Origin of the sequence: Aetokthonos hydrillicola CCALA 1050 (assembly GCF_017591665.1) — a bacterium.
GTDB classification, from domain to species: domain Bacteria; phylum Cyanobacteriota; class Cyanobacteriia; order Cyanobacteriales; family Nostocaceae; genus Aetokthonos; species Aetokthonos hydrillicola.
Window position 1 is genome coordinate 1 of sequence record NZ_JAAKGC010000001.1, and the last position, 13848, is coordinate 13848.

9 protein-coding genes are annotated in these 13848 nt (G+C 40.3%); 1 reads left to right on the forward strand and 8 read right to left on the reverse strand.

Annotated elements, in window-relative coordinates; translation table 11 throughout:
• From G4P69_RS00005 to G4P69_RS00025, 5 genes are all read right to left on the reverse strand, one after another.
• A partial coding sequence (locus G4P69_RS00005) for an NB-ARC domain-containing protein (protein ID WP_208347904.1) occupies nt 1-3431 on the reverse strand: 3431 nt, incomplete at its 3' end.
• Nucleotides 3432-3643: 212 nt separating this feature from the next.
• Nucleotides 3644-5572, reverse strand: a complete 1929-nt coding sequence (locus G4P69_RS00010; protein WP_208339403.1) for an alpha-amylase family glycosyl hydrolase — start codon at nt 5570-5572, stop codon at nt 3644-3646.
• Nucleotides 5573-5742: 170 nt separating this feature from the next.
• Nucleotides 5743-7197 carry an SBBP repeat-containing protein gene (locus tag G4P69_RS00015; protein ID WP_208339404.1) on the reverse strand — a complete coding sequence of 485 codons (1455 nt, stop codon included), beginning with the start codon at nt 7195-7197 and terminating at the stop codon, nt 5743-5745.
• A gap of 195 nt (nt 7198-7392) precedes the next feature.
• Nucleotides 7393-7986 (reverse strand): hypothetical protein, encoded by a 594-nt coding sequence (locus G4P69_RS00020; RefSeq protein ID WP_208339405.1) that lies wholly within the window; start codon nt 7984-7986, stop codon nt 7393-7395.
• A 43-nt stretch (nt 7987-8029) separates the two neighbouring features.
• On the reverse strand, nt 8030-8641 hold the full coding sequence (locus tag G4P69_RS00025) for a hypothetical protein (protein WP_208339406.1): 612 nt from the start codon (nt 8639-8641) through the stop codon (nt 8030-8032).
• A 626-nt stretch (nt 8642-9267) separates the two neighbouring features.
• Here G4P69_RS00025 and G4P69_RS00030 point away from each other — a divergent pair.
• Nucleotides 9268-10668, forward strand: coding sequence for a protein kinase domain-containing protein (locus G4P69_RS00030; protein WP_310834212.1), 1401 nt, complete (start codon nt 9268-9270; stop codon nt 10666-10668).
• A 185-nt stretch (nt 10669-10853) separates the two neighbouring features.
• Here the strand turns inward: G4P69_RS00030 and G4P69_RS00035 are convergent, their stop codons facing one another.
• The 3 genes from G4P69_RS00035 to G4P69_RS00045 form a co-directional block, all read right to left on the reverse strand.
• A complete protein-coding gene (locus G4P69_RS00035) occupies nt 10854-12500 on the reverse strand; it encodes a serine protease (RefSeq protein WP_208339407.1) in 1647 nt (548 codons plus the stop codon).
• Nucleotides 12501-12525: 25 nt separating this feature from the next.
• Entirely contained in the window at nt 12526-13068 is a 543-nt protein-coding gene (locus tag G4P69_RS00040; protein WP_208339408.1) for a COP23 domain-containing protein, read from the reverse strand.
• Nucleotides 13069-13246: 178 nt separating this feature from the next.
• On the reverse strand, nt 13247-13657 hold the full coding sequence (locus G4P69_RS00045; RefSeq protein ID WP_208339409.1) for an SH3 domain-containing protein: 411 nt from the start codon (nt 13655-13657) through the stop codon (nt 13247-13249).
• Nucleotides 13658-13848: the final 191 nt, after the last annotated feature.

Below are 13848 nucleotides of genomic sequence, written 5' to 3' on the forward strand. Positions count from 1 at the left end.
TCACTATGATCAACGAGGGTACGTAGTAGTTCTCCTGTTTGCCAATTCCAGACTTTTAGGGTGGAGTCATAGGAAGCAGAAATCATGTAGTTGCCATCAAGTGTGAGGGCGACTGCTTTTACCGAGTCACTATGACCATTGAAGGTACGCAGTAGCTCTCCTGTTTGCCAATTCCAAACTTTTAGGGTGTTGTCACCGGAAGCAGAAATCATGTAGTTGCCATCAGGTGTGAGGGCAAGTGCATTTACCAAGTGACTATGAACAACGAGGGTACGCAGTAGTTCTCCTGTTTGCCAATTCCAGACTTTTAGGGTGGAGTCATGGGAAGCAGAAATCACGTAGTTGCCATCAGGTGTGAGGGTGACTGCATTTACCGAGGCACTATGACCAACGAGGGTACGCAGTAGTTCTCCTGTTTGCCAATCCCAGACTTTGAGAGTTTTGTCATGGGAAGCAGAAATCATGTAGTTGCCATCAGGTGTGAGGGCGACTGCTTTTACCGAGTCACTATGACCAACGAGGGTATGCAGTAGTTCTCCTGTTTGCCAATCCCAGACTTTTAGGGTTTTGTCACCGGAAGCAGAAATCACGTAGTTGCCATCAAGTGTGAGGGCGAGTGTACCTACCCAGCCACTATGATCAACGAGGGTACGTAGTTGTTCTCCTGTTTGCCAATTCCAGACTTTTAGGGTGGAGTCATGGGAAGCAGAAATCACGTAGTTGCCATCAGGTGTGAGGGCAACTGCATTTACCGAGGCACTATGACCAACGAGGGTACGCAGTAGTTCTCCTGTTTGCCAATTCCAGACTTTTAGGGTTTTGTCACCGGAAGCAGAAATCACGTAGTTGCCATCAGGTGTGAGGGCAACTGCATTTACCCAATGAATATGACCAACGAGGGTACGTAGTTGTTCTCCTGTTTGCCAATTCCAGACTTTTAGGATGGAGTCAAGGGAAGCAGAAATCACGTAGTTGCCATCAGGTGCGAGGGCAACTGCATTTACCGAGGCACTATGACCAACGAGGGTACGCACTAAGGAACCACCAGGGGGAGCAAAGCTGGCTGTTTGGGGAAGCAAGCTTGGAGTTGTACATTGCTGCACCTGCGTTAACAATCTTTGAATTTCTTCTCTTTCAAAACCCAACAACCGCCCTAATAATTGCCCTGGCAATTGCTGTTGATCTTGATTTAAAATATGTGCTGACAACCGCAATGCGCCTTGAATTAACTGTAAATTCTGGTCTTCCGGCAAAAAATCATAATCTGCTATCAAGGCATTAACATTAGTATTCTCCAACTTCCCCTGCAACCAGCGAAAATCAAAAAGCAGTTGTTGTAATTCCCTTGGACTTCCCCCAGCCTGCAAGTGATAGGCTAAATTTTGCCATATATAACCGTCATTTTGTAAATCATGCCAGCCCAATGGGTATTTCTCACCGTAAGCATTTAATAGGCGATTGTGTAAAAACCCTATGCCCTCACTTTCCTTCCCTGACACGGTGTGCTGTTTTCTGACATAATCAAACTGCAAGTCATGCAAGCGCAAATTTCCAGCTTCATCCCGTAAAGCCAGAGATTTACTCACCAATTCATCAATAATATCTTGGCTATCAAACTCATCAAACCCCAACGGTTGCCAAAAAGTCTGCAAAACTGCTTCTGGTATAGATGTATCTTCTCTAAAGACAGCAAAATCTAAATATCGCTGTTTGCAATTCTCATCCAAAGCCTCTATACTTACCGCGATCGCCTTAAGTAAATCGGGATATGGATAATCAGGAAACTGTTGTTTGATTTTCTCTAAGTCAGCACCACGCAGTTTTTCTAAAATATTCTGCCAGCGATTTAGTGGCTTACCCCGCATCATCGCCCCTACCATCGCCAATGCTAAAGGCAAATATCCACATTCTCGTGCTATCTGCAAGGCGACATTATTTTGCGGGGTGGAGCCAATGATCTCTGGTTGTTTTGCCCAATCTGCCAAAAGTACTAACGCCTGTTGTGTATCCAAAACCCCAAGCGGATATTCTTCCCCTCCTAACCCTGTAACTATCGCTGCATTACGGGTGGTAACTAGCATTTGACAGCGTTCCCCTAACACATCAAACGGAGTCGCATTTTCCAAACGCCAAATATCATCCAAAATCAGCAGGCAAGCTTTATCTGCAAATAACTCCCGTAACCGTGCTTTTGCCAATCCCATCTCGGTAAAAGTCGCTTGCTTATCGCCCAATTCCTTGGCAAGATAGGATTGCCAAGTTAAAATCTGGGGATTTTCTTGTCCCAATGTTACCCAAAACACCCCATCAGGAAACGCCCTTCTGACTTCTTCATCTCGTGCTAGGGCTGTAGCTAAAACAGTTTTACCAATTCCCCCCATCCCTTGCACACCAACACGGTGACTTTTGCCAGTGATTCCCACAGGCTGATTTGTGCGCTCAAGTAATTGTTTCTTTAAAGGCTCTAGTTGTTCAGGACGTGGTAAAAAATTTGGCGGTAAATTTGGTACATTACCGTCCAGTTTACCTAAATATGCCGCCTCAGGTTCAACATCATCAACTAGTTTTTTTTTTAACTCCTCAGCTAAATCGTCTCGCCCAATAGCAATTAAAGCTGATTCTAAATCACCAAGTCGATTTCTTTGCTCTAACCACTCCCAAATACTGTGGGGTTCTCTTCCGGGTTTGAAACCGGCACGCTCGTGCGCTTTAATATCAAAATAATCTGCTAGATCTTGCCAATCTTGTGTCAACCTTTGGCAAATATAAATTTTAGTTCGACCGGGAATTTGTATATAACTACGTTGTTCCACAACTGGTGAATTAATTCTTGTAGCTATAATAGCCTTTTTTTTGATCACAGGAATCGACTCGCCAGACACACCAGCTAACAAAATCGCATTCCGGGCAAAATCAAAAGCAAACTCTATAGGCGAATCACCGTCAGATTCGGGATTATAAGCCAAAAGCGCATCGTAAAATCCTACAACAAATTCAATTGCTGCTTTATCTTGGATTTGATCGCTCATGCCAATCACATAATTAATGTGTTGGACAATAGCTTCTGCTTGAATTTCTGAGTAGCAAGCATTTAACAGCACACATTCTACCTGCTTAGAAAACAGTCCAAATAGTCCAGCTAAAGCTTCTCCCGTAACTAGCTGTTCAGATCCTGTTTCATCCTCAAACCTTAACCCTTCTATCCCTGAACCATGGCCAGAAAAGTGGATAATATTTGGTCGATAACCCAAAATAGCGCGGCGAATATCCCTTGGACGTACTGCCAAATCATAGCGCAGGTCAAATTTATCCCGATTTAGCGACCTTTGTAAACCTTCTTTAATATCACGCAGTTCTTCATCCAAGCGCAACCGCACAGTTTGCTGAGGATTTGCTGCCAAAATTAAAATTTTCTGCGGTTTGATGGTCATTGCTGACGTTGGGAGTAGGCATTTTTAAGTATACAGACATCTTGCACCCGGACTGAATTAGCCCGATATCCCGCCCGGAACTTAAGTTCCGGGCTAATAGCTTAAGTCCATTGAAATGGACTGAAATCCTTGCTCAGTCCTCTTGAGAGGACTTTAGCTATCAGCCAGCGATTTAAATCGCTGGCTGAGTTCGGCGGATGCGGAGAAACTACTTAAGACTCACGCCCTGTTTCCCATTGATCTCGCCATTTGACTGTCCCTTCAGTGGTAATTACCCAGCGACGACAAACGATATTCTCTCGTAGCGGGGAACTTCCTTCACGCAAGAGTATGTATTTGTAAGAAATTAACTTACCAGCACTTTCATTAAAGGGAATTTCTCCAAACCAAGTGTTGGTGTTAATATATTCCAGTCGGTAAGCCTTAGCAATATCCCAGTTGCCTAGCTCTGGACAATCTCCAATAACCGCAACGATCTCACCAGGCTTTGTTTCGACACCGTTAAGCTGCGCCCGCACTATGGTTTGTCCCTTGATACGCTCCCCAAGGTGACTGATGACAATCACGTCCCGTGAACCTAACTCCAAGTTATACAGGTTTCCATTTTTGACTTCAAACTTACGCCGCGTCAGGATATCAGTATGCTCTCCCTCTGGTAATTCTGTGGCGACAACATCCAGAGTGACAGCTTCCCCACGATTCATAGCCACAAATACTACTGAATCACGGTAACGCCTGATGTAACAGTAAATATCGGGTGTTATATACTTTTGCCAGTGACTCCCCATAGATACTGCTGGATTCAATCTTCGCAACCCTGAAAGCAACCGAATATCCCGATAAATGGGTGAGTCAGTGTCCCACTTCTCCATCATTGGACGATTATAAGGGTCATCGCCACCGTTTGTATCGTTGTGGAGATATTGTTCGGTGCCATAGTAGATGCAGGGAATACCACGACAGGTCATAATGAATGCGATCGCCACTCGTAGGAGATCCGGATCTGGATTCAAGCTTTGAAATCGCGGCATATCGTGATTATCAATAAATGTAATCAACTCTGTTGCCCTGTAGTAGTGATGATCTAAGTTAAGAACATCTTGAATCAGGTGAAATCCCCCTTCAGCACCTTGAGCCAAAGCTTCTCGAATTGCGATGCAAAGACCAAAGTCTAAAATTGTCATTCCAGACTCATTAGCAAACTCAACTGAACGTTCGTTCCTGGGATCGCTAAAAATCCATTCCCCAAAGATAAAAACATCTGGTTTGTGGTTTTGAATATCAGCATTAAACTCTTGCCAAAACCAGATAGGCATATGCTTAACCGTATCGACTCGCAAAGCATCAACTCCCCGGTCTAGCCATTGTTTAATTGCTGATTTAATATAGTTGCGGTAGTCTGGATTATTTTCATTGAAGGTCGCCAATCCAGATAGCTCACAGTTTTGCACTTGCCACTCGTTTTCCCAGTCAACGACTTCACCATAATGGTGATACCAGTGATTCTCATCATTGTTGAAATCAACAATCTTAACGCCATCGTCGTAGAGTTCACCTTTAGTACCGCTGAAATCAGGGTTACTATGGTTACACACAATATCCAGCACCATTTTCATATTGCGTTTGTGTAACTCATCGATTAATCTGTCAAAGATTGTCTCTTTAGTTTGTTGAGTTTTGTTAAGAGAAGGTTCTTCATCCGTGCCAATAAAGCGAGGATTGAGGCGCTTAAAATCTTTAGTCCAGTATCCGTGAATCGCAGCTTGTTCAACAAATAACGCTTCAACTTGCTCGAACAGGGGTGTCAGCCAAAGTGCTGTCACTCCCATATTTTTTAAGTAATCCAGTTTGTCAATAATTCCTTGAAGGTCACCACCCCAATATTTCCCCCAATCTTGTCGGTCTGGATCGTAAAGTTCTGGGTTGGGACCTGCACTATTGTCGGGATCACCGTCATGAAAGCGATCCACAACAATAAAGTAAATGGTTTCTTGGCGGAATTCAATGTCTCTAGTGTATAGGAATTCTAAATCAATATCACTCTCCGGTTTAGCTTCAGTTACCAGAGAATCTACTTCTACTTGTGGATCGCTGACTTGATATTGAGATGAGGAAGCTTGAGAGGGAGGAGTCGATACCATAATATGCGTGTAAATTCTATATAGATTGTTAACAGCCTCAAAGTTGCCTTTGAGGCTGACTTTCTTAAAAGTTTACAGTTCCTAGCTTCAACAACTCAAACCCCCGGAGTCGTAAAACAGTTATCTCAAACTTAACCTATGCAGTATTGGTACAGCTTCAACCATCAGTCTTACAAGCTGAATTTTGCCAACCAAGCATCATAACTGCCTGCATTGGGTGCAGCTAATGCGCCCGCAGTCTCGCCTGTAAGATAGATACTATTGCCTTGGACAGCTATGCCAAAGGCTTCATCATCAGCAACAGTACCTAACTGTTCTTTCCATAGCAGTTGCCCATTGCTATCATACTTTCCTATCCAAGCGTCGTAACTCCCGAGATTGGTTTCTCCCAAAGATCCTTTGGTAAAACCTGTAATATAAGCATTACCAGTACTGTCTACAGCTATGCCACCTGAGTAGTCATCAGTGTTAGTACCCAATTGTTTTGTCCACAGTCGTGTGCCACTGCTGTTGTACTTCGCAATAAAAACATCGCTACCTCCAGCGTTTGTCCCACCGAGAGAACCAGTAGTATTTCCCGTGATGTAAATATTACCGTTACTGTCTAAGGCTAACCCATATATTAAGTCATCAGCAGAAGTGCCTAATTGTTGTATCCATAACTGTGTACCACTAGTATTGTACTTTGCTATGTAGGCATCTCTACCCCCAGCCCTAGTACTACCCAAAAGTCCGTCAGTGTAGCCTGCAATATAGACATTACCAGTACTATCAACTCCAATGGCAAAAGAATTATCATCAGAAGAAGTGCCTAACTGCCGTATCCAAAGTTGTGTACCACTGCTGCTATATTTTGCTACAAAAGCATCTTCTATCCCACCAGCAAAAACCCCTCCTAAGGAGTTATTGGAGTTGCCTGTAATATAGACATTATCAGAACTGTCTAAAGCTAACCTAATACCAAGAGTAGTAGCAGTTCCAAACTGTTTTGTCCACAACTGGTTACCATTGGTGTCATACTTCGTCACAAAGGCAACAGTATTAGATATAATATTTATTGAAGTAGCACCGCTAATACTTCTAGAAGTAACGACAGAGCCACCAGTTGAGCCAGCAACATAAACGTTACCAGCATTATCAACAGCTACATCTGAAGCTCCGTCGTAACCTGAAGTTCCCCATTGTCTTATCCATAATCGGTTACCTCTGTTGTCATACTTTGTCACAAAGGCATCATAATTCCCTGCATTGGCTCCTCCTAAAGATCCAGAAGTACTTCCTACAACATAAACATTACCAGCTTTATCTATACTTATCCTTCCAGAAGAGTCATCACCGAGAGTCCCAAATTGCCTGATCCAATCTGTAACGATGGGCGATCGCTCACCGAGACTAATAGTCTTCCTACTATTAGCTCTGTTAAGATTTGGCTTGACAAGCGTAGATAAACCACCACTTTTTTTCAAGCCGATGGTTTGAAATTGAGATAGTCGCTGGGTATTGCTGAGTGTCTGGTGACTATTGGCAGTTGCACGGTAGGAATTGGTATCGAATAAGCTTGTAGTGATTGTAGTTGCGATCAAACTGCTCAAGAATAATCTGTGCCATTTCCATTGAGATTTCATTGATGTCTCTCCTGGTTACAATTTTTGCATTCGGACTGGACGTTCAAACCGTAATTTCTACACAGGTGTGAGGAGGATGATAAAGTGATACTCTCAAGCCTGCTGATATTATGTCAATGCAAAAAAGTCGCAGAAAGTCGGAAGTTTAAGATTTTTCACTGTTGTGCAGGATAAGTTTTTCGACTGAAAGGTGTATTAGGTTGAAGGTAATTTCTTGTAGCCGATACGCTTCAATTTATTCCCTTGCAATATATATGTCTGAGCAACTTTCAGTCTTGGACAGCACAACCCATCCCCTGGACCTTGAGTCAACATAACGACTTTTATTTTCCCTGCACTAATAGAGACACTCTGGACTACCACGCGATCGCCAAGATACTCGGTAGCAGCGTTTTTAAGGCTACCTTTTTCATTGATGATTACAGCTAGGTATTCAAAAATTCCTGAACCACCGCCGTTTACTGTAAGAAGGGTAACAGCATCTTTTATACCATCATTATTCAAATCACCAAGAGTGATGGTCTTTCCTCCCGATACACTTAATTTCGTCTCTTGATTTCTATAAGAACCATTAGTCAGCTTGAAAGAACCGTAGTCGGAAACATGGTACTCAGCATTTGAAAGCGTTTCTTTAGTTAGGGGTGTTTTGCTGACTTTCTGTGTACTTGTTTCTGGAAGAAGTGCGATCGCTAAAGAGTTTGATATTGCAAGTTGTTTTGTTACTCGCAGTCCACTCACAATCAGACCAAAACCAATTATGAAAAAAATAATTTTGTATTTTGCGCTCATATTCATTAATCCAGATTAACAATAGAAAGATAAAAACTCTTTTTTATTCCTTGAAAGAACCTAGAATTGTTACTAATGCATCCCTATTACCTTTATAGGGTTCTTTCCACAGAGTTACAGTAAGTAGGTGATTGTCCTTTGTAAGGTATAAGTAATTATTGTACGTTCCACTTTCGTCTCCAGATTCGTATTTACGGTATGTTCGCCCGTTGATTGTTATCTTACCTTTGTAGACATTTGGACCAGTGATTACATCACAGTTACAAACAGTAGTAAGCTGTTTATGGGTTTCTGCCAACTTTTTACTACCATTTGTTTGAATATAGATAGATATATCGGCACAACCAATTGTGTTGATATCACCCATAAATGAGCATTTATTATCTCCACGCTGTCGAGCTTCATAATTTTTTTGTGTTAGAATATCAAAACTGATATTACCCCTATTTCTAACTTTCTCAATGCGTGCCCAACTTGGTAAGTCGAAAGAGTAGCCAAATTCAGGTAAAACAATTTTGCGCGTGTTAGTAGCTTGGGCAATTAATATAGGTTGCTGTGCTGTTAATTGCTGACTACTAAGAGTAATACTCGTGCTGATACTGGCTGTTATAATTGCTGAAACAGCAGCATTTTTCACTATTTGTAGTAGTTTCATATTTTTATCCTAGTTGGTAAAACTTCAATTCTTTTTATGTTTAATTTAAGTTAGTAATTTCTAGATTTAGCAATTTCTAGATTACGAAATTCAACTTTAGAGAGTTTACAAGAAGTTTAATTTATTTAAAATACTGATATTTTTGTTACTTCTTGCGAAATTTTCAATTTCATTAATTTCTCTTTTAGTTACAAATTTTGCATTCAGATTTGATGTCCTACCCGTCATTTTTATACAAGTAGAAGGAAGATGATGAAGCGATACTCTCACGGTTGCTGATACTTGTCAGGGCGAAAAAGTCGCAAAAAGTCGGAGGTTTAAGATTTTTCACTCTTATGGAGGATAAGTCTTTCGACGCAAGGTGTCTCAACGCTTGTCGCTTAAAGGAAAAGGTTCAAGGCGAAGAAAGAACCCTGAGCAGGTTTTTAAGATTTTCACGATGAACAGGATTATTTTGAAGTTAACAAGGGCGGTTTGATAAAGGTGTAATCCTTGAATCCTCATTTGACCTTTTACCTTCAGTTAGACTTTGTGACAAAAAGCAACAATTCGTAAAAATAGCTAACTCGGATTTTGTGGGAAAATGTAAATTAAAGAATCAGTAATTAAACCTTTTAGAGCAAAGCGTGACCATCAACCCAGGTTTAATGATAGGCGGACGCTATCGAATTGTGGACACATTAGGAAGTGGAGGGTTTGCTACTACCTACTTAGCGCAAGACCTACACATCCCGGGATGTCCCATATGTGTTGTCAAGCAATTAATACCACCATCTCAAGAACCAAACTCACTAAAGTTAGCAAAAGACTTATTCGACAAGGAAGCAAAAACCTTAAAAAAGTTAGGAAGAGAACATGACCAAATTCCGCAGTTGTTAGCTTATTTTGAAGAAAATCAAGAGTTTTATTTAGTTGAAGAATACATAGACGGTAATGACCTGAGTAAAGAATTAAGCCTTGGTGTGCGCTGGAGTGAAACAGAAGCCGCAGACTTTTTAGCTCAAATACTAGGAGTTTTAGATTTAGTGCATAAACGTAATTATATTCACAGAGATATCAAGCCTCCTAATATTATTCGTAGAAAATCTGATAGAAAATTAGTATTAATTGACTTTGGTGCAGTTAAAGAAATATATACCCAAAGTGTTAATTCCCAAGGCAAAAATCGCGTGACTGTCCTAATTGGTACTCCTGGGTACATGCCAAGTGAACAAGAAGAAGCTAATCCAAGATTTAGCAGCGATATTTATGCAGTGGGGATAATCGCTATTCAAGCTTTGACGGGAATAGAGCCGCAACAATTCCAAAGAGATTATAAAGGTGAAATTGTTTGGCGCGATCGCGCTCAAGTTAGCAATAAATTAGCGAATGTATTAGACCAAATGGTGCGCCACAATTATCTCGAGCGTTACCAATCAGCAGCACAAGTATTGCAGGCTTTATCAAATACTACCAGACTACCTCTACCCAAACTGAGAAAGACGCTTGCTTTTCTTGGATTTAGTGGATTATTAGTTTTAGTAGTTACTATTGGCAGTGTACTTTGGCAAAAATTAAAACCAGAGTCCGAAAACTTTCAGTTGTATGAAAACCTGGAGCAGGGTATCAAAATCAAATATCCTGAAAATTGGCAGAAAAGAGATGTCCCAAATGCCATTACCCAAGAAGTGATTATTTTTGTCTCGCCAAAACAAGATAAACAAGACACTTTTCAAGAGGCTGTAACTATTAGTGTTGAAGATTTTAATGGTACATTAGATGAATCAGTAAAGATACTGAAAGGTGAAATTAAGAAGTCTTCTCGAAATGCAAATATTTTAGAGACTAGTGAAACTACGCTCGATAGTAAACCAGCCAGACAATTAATTTTTACTAGTCAAGTTGATGGAAATAATGTAAAAACTCTCCAAGTTTGGGCTTTAAAAGGAACTAAAGCTTATATAGTTACCTACACGGCAGATGTAAATGATTATGATAAATTTATTAATGCTGTAGAAAAAATGATTGAATCATTTAAAACTAATTAAATTGCCAATAGCAGCACAATCTAAATTTTCACTGCTCCATTTTAATTAACTTAAAGCTTTTTTGTAAAAATACGTTTTTCCTTATTGCTGAAATAGATTAGCAGATTTGTACGAATCAGCAATTGCTTGCCTTTTGTCTCTCAAATCAAGTCGAGCACACTCACAACTTCGTATGATATATTTTACTACTGGAGTTGTCTGATTAATTCCAGAATTTTTTGGTGAAGTTCTGTATCTCCGGCTTCTTGATATTCTACATTCGCAGCTTTCCGAAAATATGCGCTCGCACCTCGTTTATCTCCTAACCCGGCGCGGATAACACCTAAACCAACGTAACCTCTAGGATCGTTCGGCTTTATTTTGATAGCTTGGTTAAAATCAGCGATCCCACTTTGCTTATCTCCCAAAGCATAGTGAATTAAACCTCGCACGCTGTAAGCTTCGGCATCATTAGGATTAATCTTAATAGCTTGGTTAAAATCAGCGATCGCACCTTGCCAATCTTGTAACTTAACACGGGCTTCACCTCGTCCGTTATATGCATAGATGTTGTTAGAATCAATCTTAATGGCTTGGTTAAAATCAGTAATAGCTCCTTGAAAATCTTTTAATTCGGTGCGAACCTTACCCCGACCAACATAGCCACCAGCATCATTAGGATTAATCTTAATAACTTGGTTCAAATCCGCAATTGCTCCCGGTAAATCTTTCTGTAGAAGGCGGGAGATAGCCTTAATTTTGTGTGCATTGAGATCGTTATAATTAATCTTGATAGCTTGATTTGCATCAGCAATTGCCCCCTGGAAATCTTTCAATTGCATACGGAAGAAAGCTCTAGTATTGTATGCAGCGACATACTTGGGATTAATCTTGATAACTTCACTGAGATCATCAATTGCCCCTTGCCAGTCTTTCCCTTGCCAGTTTTTTGATAAAGCAACACGAATAAGTGATCGAGCGTAGTATGCTTTAGCATAGTTAGGATTGAGACGAATCGCTTCGTTTAAATCATCGATTCCCCCTTTATAATCACCTTTTCTAAACTTATCTCCAGCCTGAGCAAAGAAATCATCCGCTTTAGGTGCTGTCGCAACTAATGGTGGTGCAGAGATACCCAACTTTACCCCAACATTTGATGCTAACCGCAAAAAAGTATTAATAGGAATACCCAAATTAAACCCAGTTTTGATCGCGATATTAGGATTGATATCTGATATTTTTAAATTCTCTGTAGATGTATCTGCACGACCGTGAATTCCTATTAGTTCGCCTTTGTCGTTTAGTACCGCTCCACCACTCATTCCTGGTAACGTATCGTTACTATAAACTAAGGCATAACCTTTTTTGAGAGCTTTCGACGCATTAGCGCTAATCTTCCCTTCCACAAAATTATAGACACGTCTAGAAATAACAGCTGTAGCTTTAGGAAAACCTGCTACATAAGCTGTTGTCCCTTCTGTGCTTTGGTCAGAGTTACCTATTTTGGCGACCTTATAATTAATATCACTAGTAAATTGCACTACTGCTAAGTCTATATCTTGCAAAAGCTTAACAGTTTTGTAATTTATTTGATAACGTAGACTATCTGAGGTGACAATTGCATAATTATCAGGCTTTGCAACTACATGAGCAGCTGTTATAACGGTGTAAGTATTACCATCTCGCTTAATGATTACCCCAGAACCAGGATTGTTTGTACTGGCGATAAGTACGGTGATTTCTTTGGCAATCTTTGCGACTTCCTGTGAGGATAGTCCTACAGCAACTTGTGTCTTTACAAGGATTATTGATATCCCAATCAGCGCAGGTACGACTTCGTAAGGAAATTTCATTCCAAATCTCAAATGTAAAATTACTTCACTTTTCGGATGCAACCCCCTGGAGGTATACATCAAAATCAATTGTCAGTTCGTCACCACCACTTTCATTTAATACCCTACCAGCTGCCAAACCACGACGGTCTAGTAATCTTGCTAATACAGCACTGGGTTTTGTACCGCGTTTGAGGGTAAACAATAAATTGCTCTCAGTACAAGGATCCTCTTGATTTGCGATCGCGCAAACTACCGATTGTTTATTAATACTTCCAGTAGTGATGTATTTGAGGGTACTATTTTCGTAGCTGCGCTGAAACCTGCGAGACACCTCATTACAGCGTCTTTGTCCTGTCCAGGGTGGTGGAAAACTATCATCGGAAATCCAACGTAGTATTAATATTTGTTTACCATCCTGGGTTCGCGCATAGGTTGCTGGTACGCTTCTACCTTGATATTTGGTTTTACCACAAAAGAAAGCAACACCTGCTGCGTAGCTTGGTTGATTTAGGAGGAATGCAGTTATAGTGATACTTGATAATGTTATCAACCCTAAAAATAAGTTACTAAGTAATTTTTGTTCCATATTTATCTAGTTTAGAAATATTTTCTTACAATAATTCTTCACTTTTAAAACATCCTTTGAGTCTGATTTTATAAACTACATACAAACTTTATTTCGGTCATACTGAGATTACACTATGCTTAATTAATAAAATAAAAAACTATTCAAATGAAATCCTGTATTAATTTCTCTTCATCTTCTAATCGCGATCGCTCATATTCAAAAAATCACCTCGAACCCAACCTTTGATATTAGATTTCTTTAACTGTACCTGAAACCAGCAATAGCCATCATCATTCTTAACTCGCTTAAAAACTTTAACTTCAGAACGTCCAGCAACAACGTGCTGAACCTTGAAACTTATACCTGGTCTTTCCCGCAAATTAATACGATAATTGATTTGTGGTGAAATAATCAAATCATCTTTCGATTGCAAAAAACCATCATTCGGCATAGCAGTTTGCTGAAAGCAGTATTGCTCTCTGTTTACAGGAGCAGCTTTCACTTTATTAAATGAAATTTCAAACCCTGCAATCAACACAGTAAGACACGCTAAAACACAGTGAATTTTTGCATTGATAACGCTAAAGTTACAGTTTGATTTCAGCATTGTTCTGATTTGTTTTTACATCTGTGACTTCCAGTTGCTAAGATATGGTGCAAGATGTGATGTCACTTTAGTGCTTGTGCAGTTATGTTCTCAGGTATATTCTCAGGTTCGCGAACATCTGTCAAGGCGAAAAAGTCGGAAAAAGTCGGAATTATAAAGACTTTCTACTAAAGTGCTTGTATAAGTTGAAG